The 18,943-nt window shown below is 59.4% G+C and carries 20 protein-coding genes and 1 pseudogene; 17 read left to right on the top strand and 4 right to left on the bottom strand.

Annotated features, from left to right (window positions below):
• Position 1 precedes the first annotated feature (1 nt).
• Together N2602_RS23385 and N2602_RS23380 are read left to right on the top strand one after the other, a co-directional pair.
• Positions 2-706: an SDR family NAD(P)-dependent oxidoreductase gene (locus N2602_RS23385; protein ID WP_260379569.1), complete on the top strand. Its 705-nt coding sequence runs from the start codon at positions 2-4 to the stop codon at positions 704-706.
• A 70-nt stretch (positions 707-776) separates the two neighbouring features.
• Positions 777-1,598 (top strand): enoyl-CoA hydratase-related protein, encoded by an 822-nt coding sequence (locus N2602_RS23380; protein WP_260379568.1) that lies wholly within the window; start codon positions 777-779, stop codon positions 1,596-1,598.
• A gap of 75 nt (positions 1,599-1,673) precedes the next feature.
• Here N2602_RS23380 and N2602_RS23375 read toward each other — a convergent pair whose 3' ends face one another.
• Positions 1,674-2,105, bottom strand: coding sequence for a helix-turn-helix domain-containing protein (locus N2602_RS23375; RefSeq protein WP_260379567.1), 432 nt, complete (start codon positions 2,103-2,105; stop codon positions 1,674-1,676).
• Positions 2,106-2,264: 159 nt separating this feature from the next.
• On the opposite strand from N2602_RS23375, the pseudogene N2602_RS23370 reads away from it, so the two are divergent.
• The 11 genes and pseudogenes from N2602_RS23370 to N2602_RS23320 all read left to right on the top strand — a co-directional run.
• Positions 2,265-3,026, top strand: a pseudogene (locus N2602_RS23370) (alpha/beta fold hydrolase); the annotation flags it as partial.
• The gene (locus N2602_RS23365) at positions 3,012-3,980 is read left to right on the top strand and encodes an NADP-dependent oxidoreductase (protein WP_260383702.1); all 969 of its coding nucleotides are present in this window, start codon (positions 3,012-3,014) and stop codon (positions 3,978-3,980) included. The pseudogene N2602_RS23370 and the gene N2602_RS23365, both read left to right, overlap by 15 nt.
• Positions 3,981-4,055: 75 nt before the next feature.
• The gene (locus N2602_RS23360; RefSeq protein ID WP_260379566.1) at positions 4,056-4,835 is read left to right on the top strand and encodes an SDR family oxidoreductase; all 780 of its coding nucleotides are present in this window, start codon (positions 4,056-4,058) and stop codon (positions 4,833-4,835) included.
• 232 nt (positions 4,836-5,067) lie between these two features.
• The gene (locus tag N2602_RS23355; protein WP_260379565.1) at positions 5,068-6,660 is read left to right on the top strand and encodes a class I adenylate-forming enzyme family protein; all 1,593 of its coding nucleotides are present in this window, start codon (positions 5,068-5,070) and stop codon (positions 6,658-6,660) included.
• Between the two features lie 79 nt (positions 6,661-6,739).
• Positions 6,740-7,939 (top strand): ABC transporter substrate-binding protein, encoded by a 1,200-nt coding sequence (locus tag N2602_RS23350; protein WP_260379564.1) that lies wholly within the window; start codon positions 6,740-6,742, stop codon positions 7,937-7,939.
• 66 nt (positions 7,940-8,005) lie between these two features.
• Entirely contained in the window at positions 8,006-9,106 is a 1,101-nt protein-coding gene (locus tag N2602_RS23345) for an NADH:flavin oxidoreductase (protein WP_260379563.1), read from the top strand.
• A gap of 50 nt (positions 9,107-9,156) precedes the next feature.
• Positions 9,157-9,948, top strand: coding sequence for a crotonase/enoyl-CoA hydratase family protein (locus N2602_RS23340; RefSeq protein WP_260379562.1), 792 nt, complete (start codon positions 9,157-9,159; stop codon positions 9,946-9,948).
• 382 nt (positions 9,949-10,330) lie between these two features.
• On the top strand, positions 10,331-10,639 hold the full coding sequence (locus tag N2602_RS23335; protein WP_260379561.1) for an enoyl-CoA hydratase/isomerase family protein: 309 nt from the start codon (positions 10,331-10,333) through the stop codon (positions 10,637-10,639).
• An 11-nt stretch (positions 10,640-10,650) separates the two neighbouring features.
• Positions 10,651-10,782 carry a CoA transferase gene (locus N2602_RS23330; RefSeq protein ID WP_409241841.1) on the top strand — a complete coding sequence of 44 codons (132 nt, stop codon included), beginning with the start codon at positions 10,651-10,653 and terminating at the stop codon, positions 10,780-10,782.
• Between the two features lie 31 nt (positions 10,783-10,813).
• Entirely contained in the window at positions 10,814-11,245 is a 432-nt protein-coding gene (locus tag N2602_RS23325; protein ID WP_260379560.1) for a class II aldolase/adducin family protein, read from the top strand.
• Positions 11,246-12,572: 1,327 nt separating this feature from the next.
• Positions 12,573-13,418 (top strand): LysR family transcriptional regulator, encoded by an 846-nt coding sequence (locus N2602_RS23320; protein ID WP_260379559.1) that lies wholly within the window; start codon positions 12,573-12,575, stop codon positions 13,416-13,418.
• A gap of 125 nt (positions 13,419-13,543) precedes the next feature.
• On the opposite strand, the gene N2602_RS23315 is transcribed toward N2602_RS23320, so the two are convergent.
• Positions 13,544-13,813, bottom strand: coding sequence for a GreA/GreB family elongation factor (locus N2602_RS23315; protein ID WP_260383701.1), 270 nt, complete (start codon positions 13,811-13,813; stop codon positions 13,544-13,546).
• An 860-nt stretch (positions 13,814-14,673) separates the two neighbouring features.
• Between N2602_RS23315 and N2602_RS23310 the strand changes: the two genes are divergently transcribed.
• The 4 genes from N2602_RS23310 to N2602_RS23300 all read left to right on the top strand — a co-directional run bounded on the left by N2602_RS23310 (position 14,674) and on the right by N2602_RS23300 (position 17,065).
• Positions 14,674-15,000, top strand: coding sequence for a phasin family protein (locus tag N2602_RS23310; RefSeq protein WP_260379558.1), 327 nt, complete (start codon positions 14,674-14,676; stop codon positions 14,998-15,000).
• Positions 14,990-15,601 carry a GreA/GreB family elongation factor gene (locus N2602_RS38955; protein ID WP_409241840.1) on the top strand — a complete coding sequence of 204 codons (612 nt, stop codon included), beginning with the start codon at positions 14,990-14,992 and terminating at the stop codon, positions 15,599-15,601. Before N2602_RS23310 ends, N2602_RS38955 begins: the two co-directional genes overlap by 11 nt.
• On the top strand, positions 15,534-15,986 hold the full coding sequence (rnk, locus tag N2602_RS23305) for a nucleoside diphosphate kinase regulator (RefSeq protein WP_260379557.1): 453 nt from the start codon (positions 15,534-15,536) through the stop codon (positions 15,984-15,986). Before N2602_RS38955 ends, rnk begins: the two co-directional genes overlap by 68 nt.
• A gap of 497 nt (positions 15,987-16,483) precedes the next feature.
• Positions 16,484-17,065, top strand: coding sequence for a universal stress protein (locus N2602_RS23300; RefSeq protein WP_260379556.1), 582 nt, complete (start codon positions 16,484-16,486; stop codon positions 17,063-17,065).
• Positions 17,066-17,881: 816 nt separating this feature from the next.
• Here the strand turns inward: N2602_RS23300 and N2602_RS23295 are convergent.
• The gene (locus N2602_RS23295; protein WP_260379555.1) at positions 17,882-18,268 is read right to left on the bottom strand and encodes a DUF488 domain-containing protein; all 387 of its coding nucleotides are present in this window, start codon (positions 18,266-18,268) and stop codon (positions 17,882-17,884) included.
• Positions 18,269-18,317: 49 nt separating this feature from the next.
• Positions 18,318-18,800, bottom strand: a complete 483-nt coding sequence (locus N2602_RS23290) for a hypothetical protein (RefSeq protein WP_260379554.1) — start codon at positions 18,798-18,800, stop codon at positions 18,318-18,320.
• Positions 18,801-18,943 lie beyond the last annotated feature (143 nt).

Genomic DNA, 18,943 nt, shown 5'->3' with positions numbered 1-18,943 from the left:
CATGACCGAGAAACCGATCGCGATCGTGACCGGGGTGGGGCCAGGCACGGGAGCTGCCATCGTCAAGCGGTTCTCTGCTGGCGGTTTCCGTGTCATCGCGCTTGCTCGCTCTAGGGAGCTCATCAATCGCCTTGCGCAAGAGCTTCCCGACGTGCACGCGATGACCTGCGACGTCTCGGACGAGAGCCAGGTGCGGACCGCCATCAGTGGCGTAAAGCGGCGGTTCGGCCCGGCTGACGTTCTCATCCACAACGCGGTTGGCGGGGGCTGGGGCAATTTTCGCGAGATCGATCCGAAGATGCTGAAGGGCAACTTCGAAGTCAACGTGATGGGTTTGTTGTACCTGGCCCGCGAAGTGGCGCCTGACATGATCGATCGCGGCAAGGGCGCCATCCTGGTGACCGGAAACACGTCTTCGATCCGGGGCAAAGCCAATTTCGCCGGCTTTGCGCCGACGAAGGCGGCGCAGCGCATTTTGGCCGAGTCGATCGCACGCGACTTGGGACCTCTCGGCGTGCACGTCTCTTACGTTCTCATCGACGCTGTGATCGATCCGCCCCGGATGCGCGCGCGGATGAGTGACAAACCGGATGAATTCTTCATCAAGCCGGCGGCGATCGCCGACGAACTATTGCATCTCTATGGTCAGGACCGCTCGGCCTGGTCGTTTCTCACGGAACTGCGGCCGTTCAACGAAAATTGGTGATGCTCGAGTACCGACAGCGCGCGCGGGGTTACTTTGGAGAGCTCTCCGCGGGACTTGAAAGGTCAGAAACATGACTGATGGATCCATCGCGGTTGATACGGGGACGGACGAACTGCTGTGCGCGATCCGGGATCGCGTCGCGGTGATTACCTTGAACCGACCCGAAGCCCGAAATTCCTTGTCCGATCATCTTACGCCGGCGTTGCGCCGGATGATCAAACAGAATGGAGATGATCCTGAGGTCGGAGCCCTCCTGATAACAGGTGCGGGCACCGCATTCTGTTCGGGCGGCGACGTCAAGGGAATGGGCGGCAACTCTGCCGCGCCAGCCATGTCGGTCAGCGACAAGGTTGCGCGGTTGCGGGAACGTCAGCGAACCCTGACCGGCGTACTTGTTTCGGTGCGGAAGCCCACCATCGCGGCTTTGCCGGGACCGGCGGCTGGCGCCGGGCTTGCGATCGCACTCGCCTGCGACATTCGTATTGCAGCCGAATCCGCCATCATGACGACCGGGTACGCTAGGATCGCGCTCACCGGCGATTACGGCATTTCGTGGCTGCTGACCCGGCTGGCCGGGACGGCGCGTGCCCGCGAACTGATGTTCTTGTCCGAACGTATCGATGCGCGCCGCTGCGAAGCGCTCGGGCTGGTTAATCGCGTGGTGTCCGATTCCGAGCTGCAGCACGAAGCATTTGCAGTGGCGAGGACGTTGGCGAATGGTCCGGCGAGCGCGTTTGCCTCCATGAAGGATAATCTCGACCTTGCGCTGTCGGCTGACTTCCTGACGTCATTGGATCAGGAGGCCGAGAGGATGGTCGTTGCGGCGGGCACTGCGCAGCATGCCGAAGCCGTCCGGGCATTTATCGAGAAACGTCCTCCCAGTTACAGGTGAAACCCGGTGGGTTCATTGCGTTGAGGTGCGGTTAGGGGCTGCGCTCGCAACCGCGCCAGAAGAACGTACAATAGCTTATTCAGGTTCGGCGATACGAATGGGACGTGTTCCGATCGGAGCGCCGGTGGCGCGGTCGATAGTAAGAGGATCGATCTCCGTTCCGCCCTCGGCGTCGTAGAACCGGATTATCTTGCCCCCACTACGATGCTTGCGTCCCCACGCGCCGATCGCAAACAGCACCGGCAAGAAGTCGCGCCCGGCTTCCGTCAGCACATATTCGTCCCGTGGCGGACGGTCTGAATAGCGACGTTTCTCCAGTAGCCCTTCATCGACGAGGGCTGAAAGCCGCCCGGTCAGCATCGTCGGCGCGATACCGAGACTCCTACGAAAGTCATCGAAGCGGGTCAGGCCCCCATGGGCGTCGCGCATGATCAACATGCTCCACGCGTCCCCGACAATCGCCAGGCTTCGGGCGATCATACAGGGCTGGGTCGAAAGCTTTTTCATGTAAGTCTCGTTTTAGTAGTGACTTAGTACTAAATTGATAGTAACAGGTTGTTCGTCGATGTTCCAGAGCAAATTGAGAAGGCCGGAATGAGCAAGACAGAACAGGGAATTGCGCTGATCCCGGGTGCTTCCGGTGCCAGCCGAACGATGGAGCAAGTGATGTCAAACTATGTCAGCCACCCGGGATCGGTCGTGCGCTATGTCGATGCGCCGAATCTCTCGATCAGTGCCGCAGGAATAACCTTTGCCTATCGCGATATCGGTCCGCGCACCGGCGTGCCGCTGATCCTTCTCAACCATTGGGGCGCGGTTCTCGACAATTTCGATCCGCGGATCCTCGATGGTCTCGCCACCAGGCATCGTGTGATCGCGATCGACTACCGAGGTATCGGCGCTTCAAGCGGAAAGGCGCCTGCTACCGTCGGCGACATGGCGCGGGATACAATTGCTCTGGTGGCCGCGTTGGGCTTTGAAAAGATCGATCTGCTCGGCTTTTCCCTCGGCGGCTTCGTGGCACAGGACATCGCGCTGAAGGCGCCGGGTCTGGTACGAAAGCTGATTCTGACCGGCACGGGCCCAGCAGGCGGCAAAGGCATCGAGAAGGTTGGGCCGGTGTCCTGGCCGCTTATGATCAAGGGCTTGCTGACTTTGCGAGATCCAAAATTCTATCTGTTCTTCACCTCCACGGTCAATGGCCGCCGGGCCGCAAAGGCTTTTCTCGCAAGGCTGAAGGAGCGCAAGGCAGATCGGGACAAAGCAGCCACACCAGCGGCCTTGTTACGGCAACTCAAGGCGATCAAGAGCTGGGGCCAGCAGGCGCCTCAGGATCTCGGCAGCCTCCGCATCCCTGTCCTCATCGCGAATGGCGATAACGACATCATGGTGCCGACCGCAAACAGCACCGACATGGCACGCCGCATCGCAACCATGCCGGAACCGGAGGTGCGGGACGACGATGTCCTGGTTCGGATCCACGCAACAGCCGTGAACGTTCTCGACTCCAAGATCAGGGGCGGGGAATTCAAGCTCATCCTGCCGTATCGTCCGCCCTTCATTCTGGGCCACGATGTTGCCGGGACGGTCGTCAGGGTTGGCCGCAATGTCAGGCGGTTCAAGGCGGGCGACGAGGTCTACGCACGGCCGCGCGATCATCGGATCGGAACATTCGCCGAATTCATTGCGATGAACGAAGCCGACATGGCGCCGAAGCCTGCGAACATCAGCATGGAAGAGGCCGCCTCCATCCCGCTGGTTGGGCTGACCGCCTGGCAGGCGCTGGTCGAGGTGGGCAAGCTCAAGCCTGGCCAGAAGGTCTTCATCCAGGCCGGCTCTGGTGGCGTGGGGACTTTCGCCATCCAGCTCGCCAAGCATCTCGGCGCGGTCGTGGCGACGACGACGAGCGCGAAGAATGTCGAGCTGGTCAAGAGCCTCGGCGCGGACTTGGTCATCGACTACAAGACGCAGGATTTCGAGAAGGTCTTGTCGGGCTACGATCTGGTCCTGCACAGCCAGGACGCCAAGACGCTTGATAAATCTCTGCGCGTGCTCAAGCCGGACGGCCTGCTCATCTCGATCTCCGGACCGCCTGACCCGGAATTCGCCAGAGAGCAGGGCATGAACATCTTCCTGAAACTGGTGATGCGCTTGCTGAGCCGTGGTGCACGGAAGAATGCGAGAAAGCTCGGTGTGCGCTTCTCATTCCTGTTCATGCGAGCGCAAGGACAGCAGCTCCGCGAAATCACGTCCCTAATCGAAGCCGGCGTGATTCGTCCGATCGTGGATAAGGTTTTCCCGTTCGAGGAAACCGGCGACGCGCTCGCCTATGTCGAGACCGGGCGCGCAAAGGGCAAGGTCGTGATTGCCGTGGCGCACTAGGTCCCGCAATGACGCTGCTCGCGTTGCGAAGCCCTGACTTGTGACCAACAAGGTAAACACATTGAAGGAAGCACCATGACTGAGTCTCCCCGCGACACTCACACTTCCACACCTGGCGTTGCACTCATTGTCGGCGGTGGCCCGGGCATCAGTTCGAGCTGCGCCAGGCTGTTCGCGGAAAGCGGGATGCGTGTTGCCGTCGCAGCCAGGAATCCGGAAAAAGCCGTCCTTGAGACTCTCGAAAAGATGCATGGCGTGCGTCGATACGCCTGCGATGCAAGCGAACCGGCGGCCGTGGCACAGTTGTTCGCGAATGTCGCTCGAGAGATCGGAACGCCGAGGCTTGTCGTGCATAACATCGATGGCCGCGTTCCCGGCATTTTCCGCAAGGGCATTCTCGAAGCCGACCCGACAATGGCGCTCGAAACAATCCGGAACTCGGCATTCAGCGCGTTTCTGGTCGGTCAACAGGCAGCCCGGCTCATGCTCGGAAACGAACTCGACGTCAATGGTGCGAGAGGAACGATCATCTTTACGAACGCCAGCGCGGCGCTCAAGGGCTTTCCATCGAGTGGCGCATTTGCGATGGCGTGCCACGCAAAGTCCGGACTCGCGCAAAGCATGGCGAGAGAATTGATGCCGCAGGGAATCCATGTGGCGAATGTGCCGATCGATGCCGCGATCGGTTGGACTCAGGAGGACGGGACCCGCGCCCACCGGCTGGCGGGAACGACTGTCGACGACAACATGGCCGACCCTGTCCATATTGCGGAAACCTATCTGCAACTGCACCGCCAGCATCGGTCGACCTGGGCTTTTGAAGTCGTGCTGCGGCCGTGGGTTGAGAAATGGTAATCGCGCCAAGCTGATCCCTCCGAACAAATCGCGCGGCAGTTGTCAATTCCAAATTGGAATGCGGATTTTACCCCGGCGACTGCCGCAAGTGTCGATTCGTTTTTGTACGTACGTCTTGACAGTTCTATTTCAGAACGGTTTACTCCGTCGGCCAATAGAATGAAGGGGTGCGGACCTCCCGGTTGAAGGGGGCCGCGCACGCTGCCGAAAACAAGGCGCGAGGGAGGATGGCATGAGGAGCGTGGAAGAGCTCACCGCAGCCGAATTGTTGGACGGCCTGCCGTCCAGAGTGCACGAGGTCTACGCGCCGTTCGTGCGGGGTATTCCGGATCATCCGGCCTTTATGGAAGGCGGGCGTGCCTGGAGCTACCGGCAGTTCTCGGACGCAGTCGACGCCGCGGCAAAGGATCTCGCCGGTTTGGGCATCAGGCCTGGTGATCGCTTGATCGTTGCCAGCGAGAACAGCGTGGCGCTGGGAGCGATGCTCTTCGCGGCGAGCAAGCTCGATGCCTGGGGTATTCCGGTCAATCCCCGCCTTTCGCCCAGGGAAATCGACCTGATCGGGACGCATAGCGGCGCCAGACGCGTGCTGTTCAACTCGGCTCTATCGAAGGAAGCGGCCGACCATGCCACCCGGCTCGGTGCGACAATCGGCGCCGTGGGGCCGTTTGGTGGAATCGGCGTCGGTCCGCTCAATGCGGATGCGCAAGTGGAGGCGGTCGAAAGGGATGGCGCCCGCCAGGTCGCCGGGCTTCTGTACACCTCGGGCACGACCGGCGCACCTAAGGGCGTCATGCTGAGCCATCGCAACCTCCTCTTCACCGCAAGGACGTCGGGAATCCTTCGCCGGAGCGGGCCAGACGACCGTGTCTACGGCGTGCTGCCGATGTCGCACATCGTCGGGTATGCGATCCTGCTGATCTCGACACTGATGCACGGCGGCACGTTGCATGTCGTAGCCAAGGCCGATCCCGCTGCGCTGGCTCATGCCATCGCCGAGGAGGGGATCACGAGCCTGTTCGGCGTGCCCGCCACATATCAGCGTCTGCTCGAGCACAAGGCGGTCAAGGGCCTCCGTCGGCTCGAGCGGGGCAGGCTGCGGATCATGGCCGTCGCCGGCGCTCCGCTCGACCTCGATCTCAAGAAGCGGATCGAGGACGAGTTTGGAATCCCGCTGCTGAACAACTACGGCATAACGGAATGCTCACCCGGGCTCACGGGGGTTCGTTCGGAACAGCCTGTCGCGGATGAGTCCGTCGGCCCGTTTCTTCCGGGCATCGAGCACCGGATCGTGGACGGGCAGGGAAAGCAAGTCGCGACCGGCGAAGTGGGCGAATTGCACGTTCGTGGTCCAAACATCATGCTCGGCTATTATCGCGCGCCCGATCTGACGGCGGGTGCGATCGATCACCACGGATGGTTCAATACGGGGGATCTCGCCCGGGTCAACGGCCAGGGGCATCTCTACATCGCCGGTCGCACCAAAGAGCTGATCATCCGCTCCGGCTTCAACGTTTATCCCGCCGAGGTGGAGGCGGTCCTGAATGCGCACGATCAGGTCGTCCAGTCGGCCGTCGTCGGACGAAAGGCCGATGGCAACGAGGAGGTCGTCGCGTTCGTGCAGCTTCTTCCCGGCGCCAGCGTCAGCGCGGAAGACCTGAAGGCGTACACGGCTCAATTGCTCACGTCGTACAAGCGGCCGACCGAGCTGATCGTGCTCGACGCTCTGCCCGCGGCTTCAACCGGCAAGATCCTCAAGCACCAGCTGCGCGAGATGGCCAACGCGCGCGCAAGCGCAGGGATGTCCAACGCAGCCGCGGGCTGACGGAGGCGCCCGAAGTCGAATGACGTCCGAACAAGGAAGAAGGGTGAGCGACGGAATTGTCGCCGAAGGGAGATTGCATATGCTTAAGACGACCATGATTGTTGCAGCGCTCGCGGTATCGATGGCAAACGCGCAGGCTGGTGCGGAAACGCCTGGGGTCACCGAATCCGAGGTGACGATAGGGGCGACGTTCCCGTTCAGCGGCCCTGCTTCGCCGCTCAGCAATACCGGCAAGGGCATGATCGCCTACGTCAATTCGATCAACGATCGCGGCGGCATCAACGGACGGAAGATCAACCTCGTCACTTACGACGATGCCTACAGTCCTCCCAAGACGGTGGAGCAGACCAGGAAACTCATCGAGAGCGATGAGGTGGCCTTCCTGTTCGGCCCGCTGGGTACGCCCGGGATCAGCGCCACCATCAAGTACGTCAACGCGAAGAAAGTGCCCCATCTGTTTGTCGTGAGCGGTGTCAGCAAGTTCACGAATTTCGCTGAATTCCCGATGACCACGACGGGATTGCCAAGCTACGACACCGAAGGACGAATCTACGCAAAATACATCACCCGGACCCGGCCCGATGCGAAGATCGCGATACTTTATCAGAACGACGATCTGGGTAAGGATTTCGTCAATGCATTCAAGGCCTACCTGAAGGACGATTTCGACAAGAAAGTCGTCGTGTCCTCGTATGAGGTGACCGAGCCGACGATTGATTCCCACGTCGTGTCGCTGAAGTCGTCTGGCGCAGAAGCGTTCCTGGTCGCCGGCACGCCGAAATTCGCAGCACAGGCCATCAAGAAAGCGGACGAGATCGGCTGGAAGCCGCTCTTCCTGATCAATTACGTTTCGAGCTCGGTGTCGTCGACCATCGTCCCGGCGGGACCGGAAAAGGCCGTCGGCATCGTCGCCGCGACGATCACCAAGGATCCGAACGACAAGAAGTGGGCCGACGATCCCGGCATCAAATGGTATCGCGATCATTTCGCCAAATACCTGCCGGGCGCCGATATCGGCGATAACAATTATCTGTTCGGTACGCAGCAGGGACAGATCCTGGAGCAGGTGCTCAAGCAGTGCGGCAACGATCTCTCGCGCGAGAACATCGTCAGGCAATCGCGTAGCATCCGCGGGCTGTCGCTTCCCACGGTCATACCTGGTGTTATCATCAACACGGGCCCGGAAGGCAGCATGGCGTACACGCAGCTACAGCTTCAGCGCTGGAACGGGACCACGTGGGAGCAATTCGGTGACGTACTCAGCGCCGACGGAAAGTGAATTGTACCTTCTGAACATGCGGATGATCTAAGCCCGCAAAACGACCAACTGAACCATGGAGCACGGATGTCCAGCGGCGTTCTTTTCCGGCCTTTCAAGCTGAAAGGACTGAACTTGCCGAACCGGGTCGTGATGGCGCCGATGACGCGCTCATTCTCTCCGGGCGGAATCCCGACCGAAGACGTCGCGCGGTATTACCGCCGCCGTGCCGAAGGCGCGGTCGGCCTCATTATCTCGGAGGGCACGGGTGTGGATCGTCCGGCTTCCCTGAACGATCCGAATGTTCCCCGTTTTCACGGAGAGAAGGAACTGGCCGGCTGGCGGCGCGTGGTCGACGAGGTGCATGCCGCGGGTGGCCTGATGGCACCGCAGCTATGGCACGTTGGAGCCGTTCGCACCCGCGCCAAGGATTGGTCTCCTCCGGGTGCTTACGACAGTCCGTCCGGTCTGTCGCGACCGGAGAAGAAGTTTGGCGAGCCGATGAGTGAAGAGGACATCGCAGACGCCATTCGCGCTTTCGCCGATGCGGCGCTTGCCGCGAAGCGCTTGGGGTTTGACGCCGTCGAATTGCACGGGGCGCACGGCTATCTGATCGATCAATTCTTCTGGGAAGGCACCAATCGCCGCGAGGATGCCTATGGAGGCAAGGACCTGCCGGGTCGGGCGCGGTTTGCTGCTGATATCATCCACGCGGTGCGCAAGTCGGTCGGACCCGACTTTCCGATATTGCTCCGCATCAGCCAGTGGAAGCAACAGGACTACGAAGTGAAGCTGGCCGATACGCCTCGCGCCTTGGAAGCCTGGCTCAAACCTTTGGTCGACGCGGGGGTCGATATTCTGCACTGCTCGCAACGGCGCTTCTGGGAGCCGGAGTTCGACGGCTCCGATCGGAACTTCGCCGGATGGGCCAAGAAGGTGACGGGGGTGCCGACGATTTCGGTCGGATCGGTCGGCCTGACCGGCGAGTTCATCGCCGCATATGGCGGGGAGAGCTCCCGTCCGGCGTCCCTCGACGAACTGATCCGCCGCCTCGATCGCGAGGAGTTCGATCTTGTCGCGGTGGGGCGGGCGCTGCTTCAGGATCCGCAATGGCTGCTGAAGATACGCGACGGCCGGACGAAGGAATTGATGGCCTTCGAACGGACCGCGTTTGCGGCACTGAGCTAGGCTGGTGCGCGTCATTGCGCAGTCGCCTGGAAGCAATTCGGAGACGAACAATGAGCGACACCAAGTCCCAGGTCGGCCAGATACGCACCGAGGTGCACGGGCATGTGTTCAAGATCATCATCGACAACGTGGCTAAGAAGAACTCCTTCAGCCCGCAGATGATGGCGCAGATGTCGGATGCGATGACGCTTCTCGATCGCACCGACGACTATTGGGTCGGGGTACTCTGCGCCGAGGGTCCGGATTTCACGGCCGGGCTGGATATGCCGAAGTTCTTCGGACCCAAGGCCGAGAATACCGATATCAAGCCCGGCAACATCGATGCGTTCGCCTTGAAGAGCCGGTGCCGCAAGCCGATTGTGACGGCAGTGCAGGGGATCTGCTTCACGATCGGCATCGAAATGATGCTGGCTGGCGACATCGTCGTTGCCGCCGACGACGCCCGGTTCTGTCAGATGGAATCCAAGCGCGGGATCGCGCCCCTAGGTGGTGCCCATTTCCGGTATTTGACGCGGGCTGGCTGGGGAGACGCGATGTATCACCTGTTCCTATGTGACGAGTTCGGCGCAGCCCGGGCTCACAAGATCGGCTTCGTTCAGGAAGTCGTTGCACCCGGCCAGCAGATTGCGCGCGCGATGGAGATTGCGAATCTGATCGCAAAGAACGCGCCGATCGGCATTCAGGTGACGAAGGAGGCCGCGTTGAAATACATCGAGGCCGGCGAGAGAGCCGCGATCGATTACATTCCCGAGATCAAGGATCGCGTCTTTAGCAGCGAAGACATGAAAGAAGGCATCCAGTCTTTCGTGGAACGTCGCTCGGCCGTATTCCGCGGGAAATAGAGTCCGGCGGACACAGTTTGACGTCGTTCACGGGATCGGTACGAGCCGATGGTCAATTGAGTGTGGCTGGCCGAACTGAATGTATCGGAGCGGGAGACGTTTCTGCTAGGCGACCGCTGCGTCCTATAATCTCGTGGCAAAACCGCTACTGACTGCGCTCCTGGGCGGTCGAAAAGGCTCATAAGGAAGGCGCGCGCCATTATCCTTCGCGGGATGCGATATTTCTCCGCCGGTGCTGAAATAGAACTATTCGATAATCGCGGCGAACGGCTGCCCGAAGTTGATGTGTGCGCCTGCCTGGATGCGCTCGAACAGGTGCCGGTGCCGATCATCGCGAGCATGCACGGACGCATCGCGCGCCGGCGTGGCGCGCGCCAGGGAAATGGCTCTGTTCGGCCGCCGCTATGATGCGGCGACGCTGGAGCGCTGGAATATCGTCAATCGCGTCGTGCCCGAAGCCCAGCTCGAAGAAACGACGCGGATCCTCGCGCTCGAGCTTGCGGTGGGCCCGACAGTGGCGCATGGCGCCACCAAACGGCTGATCCGGGAATACATGGACGAGAACGTCGTGAAAGCCGACCGCGCAATGGCTGACGCGCAGCGTCCAATCTTTCAGAGCAACGATCTCGTCGTCGGCCTCAAGGCCTTCCGCGAGGCCGGGCCTGGTCACGCCATTTTCTCGGGCCGCTGAGGGACATTGTCATGACAAATCGTACACCCCTTGCCGGAATCAAGGTCGTCGACTTCTCGCGCGTCCTTGCTGGTCCCCATTGTACCAGGGCCCTGTCGGACCTCGGCGCCGACGTGATCAAGATCGAGCCGCCGCGCGAATGAGGGGCTCTCCCATCACAGCTTCTACGGCGCGATGCTCTACGACCACATCGCGTATCACGATTTCGAGGGCATTTCGACGGATCTCGGCGAGCGCGAGCGCCTCGTCAAATCGCTCGGCAACAAGAACTACATGATCCTGAGACATCATGGGCTTCTGACCTGCGGAAGGACTGTCGCGGAGGCGCTATTCCGCATGACGGTCTTGCAACGCGCATGCGAGGTGCAGCTCGCAGCTGCAACGTTCGGGAAAGGCTGGCGGCCTTTGCCCGAAGAGATTCTGCGCCGTACGACGCGTCAGATGCAGAGCGAGGTTGCGAAGGGTTTCGACGAAAAGACCCCCTTTGGGCAAGATGCGTTCGAAGCTTATCGGCGCGCATTGGACGCAAAGGGTTTGCGTTACATGGGCGCGGTGACGCTGCCTCACAGTTCATACTCAATCCGCAAGCTTAGTAACACGCTTTAGATGTCATTCTATTTCAGACGCTAGCCTTGCGAGCTGTGTGTGCAGGGGACTTTTCGTTTGCGCGCCGTGTGCACTGAGAATCCGAATTCGCGATTTCCACTTCCAATCTAGGCCCAAAAGAGCCTAGAAAGGCCACGCCGCGGAAACGTGGTCGAACCGAATTTCTCGGTCGGTCCAATAACATGTAGGGTTGATCGGAATTAAAATAACATAGCAGTATGAAAGACTTGCGCTGGAAAGTTTCTACGGCCCCCATGATGGATTGGAGCGAGAGCTCAAGTGTTTCAAATGGTTAGCAGGCGACGTGTGCACGACGTGTGCGAAAAATCTCACCACGGCCAACGTGAGCAGGTTTGTTGCACAGGCGCATGATCTGAATTTGCTAGGCCAGGAGGAGGGTGAGTTCTTACGCTGCAGTCTCGGCTGTTCGAGGCGGCGCGCGGGGCTCATGGGGAGGGGGATGGTCGAATCTTTCTCTCAGTGATTCCAATCGGACATCGACTGCTGAGGCTGGACCAAACTTGCCCATGATGGTCAGGAGAGCTGTGGACTGCGCTGCCATTCTCGCCTGTGAGCGAAAGGCAGCAGCGAGCCTCACGCTTGAACGCGTCCATTTCCTTCGCGAGATCGTGCAATAGCTGATGTTGCTCATCGTGACTGATCGTACTGCTTGCCAATCTGCGATAGCGATCGCGGTACGACTGGCTGAAGAATCTCGACATCCCTCCTGCCGGCTGCCGCATCGTGATACTTCTCCGCGATCTGCTCATGCAATCTTGCCTCCATCTATCGAGGGATCTCGCGCGAATATTGTCATCACGTCGTTTCTGTATCCGCTCAAGCCTCAGAGCGCACAAACGAATTGTGTTGACGCTTCAATGCAAGGCGATTGCACACTTGTGCGATGAATTCTGGCTATATCGTAACGATGAGGAGGACGGTTCGAACCGATGATGACCTGGGACGGCCCAAAATGCTGGTTGTTTCATGAAGCGTCTCGTCCCTCGAGTTTTTATTCGCCGTCTCCCGATGAGGCGGCTGGAGTACAATCGGGCCGTCCGCCCCCAACTGACACGACCGTCTTGCCGACCTCGGCCGATGGACCGCGGATCGGGATCCGCCCCGCCTTTAGCAAGAAGATGAGGTCGCACTCGATCTTGAATAGCTTGGGACGGGCCCTTTCCTTGGGGCGGCGCTTGTGAAACGCCGGCTATTTTAAGCCATAAGGAATGGCGGCCCGGCCGGAGTTCAAATCCCGTCTATCGCCCGAACAAGCAAATAACCGAACTCGATTGACATTTTGCTGCATTAATTATGCTATGAAACAATGGATATCGAACTTGCCAGAACTTTCATCGAGATCGTGTCAACCGGTAGTTTCATCAAAGCTGCCGACCGCTTGCATGTCGCGCAGACGACGGTCAGCGCACGTGTGCGCCTCCTCGAGCAGCAACTCGGGCGGCCGCTGTTCGTTAGAAACAAGGGCGGTGCGAGCCTCACCCCGGCGGGCGAACAGTTCCTTCGTTTCGCACCGACTTTCGTGCAATTGTGGCAGCGCGCAAAACAGCAAGTGGCAGTGCCGGAAGGGCACAGCGCCGTCTTGACGATTGGAAGCGAAGTCAGCTTATGGCGGCCGCTTTTGATCGAGTGGGTCAGGGCGTTGAGGCGATCAAACCCGGACATTGCCCTTCGCGTTCACGTCGACGTTCCTCAGGATTTGATTACGCACGTTGCTGCCGGGCTTGTAGATATCGCGATCATGTACGCTCCCCAACATCGACCAGGGCTGGAGGTCGATTTGGTCATGGAGGAAGAACTCGTTCTCGTAACAACCGATCTCGCGAAGTATCACGAGAACGATCCTCGATATGTCCACGTCGAATGGGGTTCGGAGTTCGCTCTTCATCATGCAGTGAGCTTTCCGGAAACCGTGCCGAGCCTCGTAACAAATCTCGGTCCACTTGCGCTGAGCTATATCCTCCTGGAGGGAGGCTCCGGATACTTCCGAATGCATGCGGTTCAGTCATATCTTGCCGACGGCACACTTCACCTGGTTCCCGGCGCGCCTCGGTTCTCATTCCCCGTTTACGCCACCCACGCGACAAATGTTGATGCCGCAGCGTTGGAAGCGGCACTCGTCGCGCTGCGCAATGCTGCAAGCGTCGGGAAGTAGCTCGACAGGAAAGTGTGGCGACTCGTTCAGCAAGCGCACGTGCAATCGCGTCAGCATTGGCGAAGCGCTAATGACGACGGTCGGCAAGATCGTCACCATGCATCATCGATACGCTGTGCCGCCGGTTAGGTCGGCGGTGATACTCCGCTCGCTCTTACTTCAAGCACCGCGAGGCTTCGTTTCCTACCACGCTCGGTCCAATGAATTGATTGCCCAGGTCCAAGTCCAATGAGGGCGGTGCCAATCGGACTTAGAACCGAGATGCAATGAGGGGTTCTGGCTTCGTCCGGAAGAACGAGACGACCGCGCCGAAGATGTGAGCTTCCAAGCTCGACGAACTTCACCTCGCATCCGAGTCTGACGGCCGAACTCCATGCGGCGGTGTCTGAAATCATATCGGCGCGATCAATCTCCTCTCGAAGAAGGCAATCGGTATCGACGCTCTTCATCGGCAAGTCTTGAAGCAGCCTGAGCAGCTTTTGTCGGTCCATTCTCGTTAGAACTATGGGCGGTCGGTCAGGACGTCTCTGTCCAGCGTTCGTCATGGTGATCCCGGAGAACAGCACCTTCCCATCGGCCGCCCTCGATGACAAACGAGTTTATTTGACCGTTCGATGCAATGAAAACGCTGGGATGAGCGACACTGATTCAGTGCGACAGCGTGGCTAGAAAGCGCGCTGTGCAATTGCCGCAGGGCCACCGTGACCCACGACCGTGGGGTCCTGCGCGTTCTCCGAATGATGCGCTATCCAGATCACGAACCCGCGCCTACTGTCTGAGATGTCAGGCGAGAGCTACATCGTTGGTTGTTGATTCCGGGCCGGGTTTTTCACGGGCAGGACCAACTTGATCCGCGATGGGATTTCAAGCCCGTATCTCATCGCGGTTTCATTCCGCGGAGATCGGAAGGTGTCTAAGTAAGAAGGTGGGTAGCAGTTCGCGACAAAACGGCGCGGACCAACGGAGTATCTTGATTTCGCGGGCCATCGCGCCAACTATGTTGGCATGATTATCATCGCGCTCGATCAACAATATTGCGTCGAGGGCCACCTGCAAATTGGCAGGTGACCCGGGTAGCCTTAATGGCTGTCCGGGCATAACTATTTTACAACAATCTTTACTGCTCTGTCACGAAGTGCGTAGTACGCGCTGCGCGCTCGTTTGACATGAGCCTGTCGACGAAGGTGCGCCGCAATACGAGGCTTGGACCTGCAACTTTGCCGCACTATCGAGCTAACACCGAGGGAGTCAAGTGATGACAGAGGCGAGAGAGATCGGGCGAGTGTACATGAACGCCGCGAGCGATGTAGTTGCGACCATTGCAGACCATAGTCGCAAGACCGTGCAACTGGCCGGCAACAACACGTTGCAGTCATTTGCATACCTTGCCCGACTTGCAGGCGCCAGAACTGGAATGGAAGCGATCGAGGTTTCAGACGCGTATTATAGAAATCAGATAGGTGCGCTGGGGCAGCACGCGAACAATCTGATCGACCTAACCCGGAGGATGCGAAGCTTATGTCTAGCCCCCTCTGAACGCCAAGAGGCGGACGAAGGCGTCTTACCAGCTCATGAAAACTGAGGAGTATTGCTCGATGTCAAACATCCGAGTCGATTCCACCGGGCAATTGCCCTCGATCGGCATAGCGCGACGAGACCATGCGCGCCTTGAACGGTTAGCCGATGATGCCGTGAAAGAACGTCATCCGGTAGGCAGCTTCCTGATGTCAGAGATTCGTCGGGCCGTTGTGTTCGATTCGAACCAGGTACCGGATGGTACTGTGCGTCTCAACGAGTGGGTGACCTACAGGGTCGATGGTGGTCGGCAGTCCGAAAGCAAAATCCTGGTGTGCCCGCACGATCTTAGAAACGGGCTGGTGGAACTATCGGTCCTCTCACCGCTTGGTGCCGCCCTTCTCGGAATGAGCGTTGGGCAGCTTATGAAGTTCTTCAGTATCGAGGGCGGGCTTCATTCCGTCATTGTCGAAAGCGTCCTGGCACCGGCGGGAGCACCCGTGTTGTTTCCGGCACAATCCCGCCGCAGAGCCGGTCGGGCTCCCACTAGCTCTCCGGGGCCGATGACGACGGCCCTCAGGCGGCTTAGGAGCGCATGTGTTGGAAGAGAGCTGGATCGCTCGACAAGTCTTAAAGGAGTGGGAAATGCAGCGCGACAGAGTAGCTGAGATGAGACCGCCGATTGCCATTGATGCTGATCATTTGGCCAGACTATCGGCGCTCTCGTCCATGGCAACCGGGCCGATGGCCGAGGTATGTGAATATCTTCGGGAGGAGCTCGACCGAGCGCATATCGTCCCCGCAGATAAACTGCGTCCTGATATCGTTAGTTTCGGCAGTAAGGTGGAATTTCGAGATGAACAGACCGGAAAGATTCGAGAAATCGTCCTAGTTTATCCGCATGATGCCGATATCGCACGCCGACGTGTGTCCGTGCTGACGCCGGTCGGCGCCGCACTTCTGGGGCTTTCGGCCAATCAGACGATTTCATTCCGCAGTAGAACCGGCGAAAGGCGCGAGCTCACCGTGCTCAAGGTCGGTCGCGAAGGCTAGTTGGCGGCGAAGAGAGAACGTGGGCGCGATGGATGCCGTCGCGCCCACTCTGATCCAATCAGCTCGTTGCTGGGCTGCGATTGATTGGCTTTACCTAATCCGACCGATATCTATCGTGTCGCGGATGCGCATCGTGCTCGATCTTCCAAAGGGTCCACACGAGGGCAATGCCCAGGCACACAATAATTGCCAAAAGGAGCAATGTCAGTTTGGGCGCTGTGAGCGCGGGGGTGCCCATCGAATGCTTGACGATATGTTCGAGCGGCAGAGGCATTGCATCCGTTCCAATCGTCCGCGTTCAGTGTCCCCATGGGGCCTCTCGAGTAGTCGTCCAGTGTGCGGGTCTTGCAAACAAAAAGTGTTGTCAGTTCTCATCGAGGAGAATGTTAGGTGCAACGGCCGGCAAGTCGTGCGCCCATGGTCGTTTAGACTGAAGAAGCCTCCGCCAGTTTCCTTCGGCCAATCGGCATCAGCTGATGATCATTTTCGCTTGTCAAATGTTGATCGACGTGCAGGTTGACCTCGGCGTGATCCGCGCGCCAGGAGCGGGAAAAATGCCCCGGACTTGCCCCCGAGGAACCATTGCGGGGCCGGCGACGTTCCGAGCTTCAACGTATGTCAAACCAAGGACTCTGATGTACAGAAGGATTCTCCTGGCTTTTGATGGATCACCGGATGGCCGCGACGCACTCGTTCATGCCCAGAGTGTGGCGGCCGCGTGTGGTTCGAGAGTTCATCTCATTGCGATCATTGAATCGCCCGAGCGAATGCTCACTGTCGAGGCGGGGACTTCATCCTTCGTAAATCAGGGAGTTGAGACGCAGGCAGTGCTCGACGAGGCTGTGAGGCAGCTCACGGGCGCCGGATGCGCGGCAGCAGGCAAGTTGGACTACGGGAAGCCGGCGGAGCAGATAATGCTCGCCGCCGTTGAGATAGGCGCGGATCTGATTATCGTCGGTCGCCGAGATCACGGAGCGCTCGCCCGCTACTTCGATGGCCTGGCAGATGGGTCGACCTTGTCTCCACTGCCATGCAGCGTGCTTGTAGTGGCGAAGTCTGAGCGTACGCAAGCAGTTTAAGGCCCATGAGGCTCAGACGAGGTTACCGGGCGCGCAGCCTCAGCATTTCCTTTTGTCGGACCCCAGTGCACCACAAACCCTCCCGGTCTGACGCCGACTGATGATGCTCGCCTGAATCGAGTTCGCAGCAGTGTGACTGTGCGGCAAAAGTCCGCAGCTGCCTTGGGATCCCGTCTTTAGACCATACATGAGAGCAATGATGTTTAATCGAGTTTCCAAGCATTCTCCTCGCAGCCCGGGGTATCGACAAATCCGCTCGTGAACCGGGCGTGCGCCGCATCGCGTGCTCGCGCCCGGAGGTCCGAAGCCCCCAAATCTGGTCCCGCATTGAAGCAGGGGCCTCGTCTTGCGGTCGCAACCCCTTGCCGCAGGAGATCCATTCGCCAACCACGCATTCAGCGCGGTCGCGGAGAAGGTCAACAGGTTTGGTTGTCCGCCGAGATGGGAGAGATTAGTCGTGACAAGAGAAATTGAGACCCGAGAACAGCGCGAGAGACGGGAACTGGATGAGGAATTGGACAGGCAGCTGCAACAAACATTTCCCGCGAGCGATCCGCCGAAAATCACGCGCTCTGATCCAGCTAGGGGAGGCAGGTAGGGCAGAACGGTCCGGCCCGCGGGGCTTCTGCGACCGCGGATCATGGACGCGCTGACGGGTCTTTCCCCATACTCTCCCCGCAGACAATACGGGCGCGCGGGCGCTGCGATTAGGTGTTTTTATATCCTTGGCCTTGATCCATCGAGAGCGCGAGAAAATGTTGCTAATCACGAGATAGTCAAGTCTCGCATCGCGCTCGGTTACCGGCCGATGCGAGGCTAAGGCGCTCCGGAGGTGCTCCGGCCGAGCAAGATTTCCCTAAGAACGACGGCATCGTTGTGAGCAGCATCATGCGCTGCGAAAACGAGCGTAATACGCCCCCGTTGGGCAAGGGCGCGTAGCTCGTCAAGCCGCTCGCGGTGCTGGCGCATCTCTTCCGAGTAGCGGCGGCGGAACTCGGTCCAACGATCGGGATTGTGTCCGAACCACTTCCGCAGCCCCGTGCTTGGCGCAATATCCTTGGCCCAAAGGTCGATCGCCGCGTCCACTTTCCTGACGCCGCGGGGCCAAAGACGGTCTACCAGAATTCGCGTGCCGTCACCGGAGTGGACTTCATCGTATGCGCGCTTCAATTTGATGTTCTCCGCGATAAACTTGCGTCCCATTGATGCCTCTCCCTTCTCTCGACCGGTTCGTTCTATTCGGAGCGACGCTCTAATCCGTTCCGATTCTACTCGACGATCGTGTGGCCGTATCCGCCCGTGCAGTCTTGCTGACGACGTTGATCGGCTCGCCGGAGTCCCTGGTCGAATTCCGCACGCTGTTTCCCGAAATGGCGATCGAGATGAATAGCGCCCCGAGGATCACCCACACCGTCAACCCGCCGATCCCGTCCTCTGCCCAGGGCGCTGCCGATGAGGGACGGCCATGCGACGGCAACAGATCGATCAAGGGACCAGCCAGCACGATTGCCTCCGACGGAGACCATTGCTCGCTCTTCGATCGTGAAATCGTCGCAGCAAAGCTCTGTATTGCTTGAGCCTTTGGCAGGCTCGTTAGGCGAGCCGCCTCTTGCCAGGGATCGACGTCTTGGCGTGCGAGTAGTGACAAGACGCTCAAGTTGCTCTGATCTGTCTCGCATATCGAGGCAAACAGGAAGGCGTCGTATTGAGAGTCGAGACCGCACAGCCCGGCCATGATATCCTCCCATGACCTCATTGCTTCATCGGCGCTGCGGTGTCCTGCGCGCCGTCAGCGGATTTTGATTGAACATCACATGATTGATCGGTGCTTCATTCGCAACTTGGGCACACGGGCGCCCTGCCGTGTATCGTCCGGGG

This window comes from Bradyrhizobium sp. NC92 (assembly GCF_025200865.1).
GTDB lineage: Bacteria > Pseudomonadota > Alphaproteobacteria > Rhizobiales > Xanthobacteraceae > Bradyrhizobium.
Note: the sequence above shows the minus strand (reverse complement) of the source record. Positions and strands in the feature narration are given on the sequence as shown.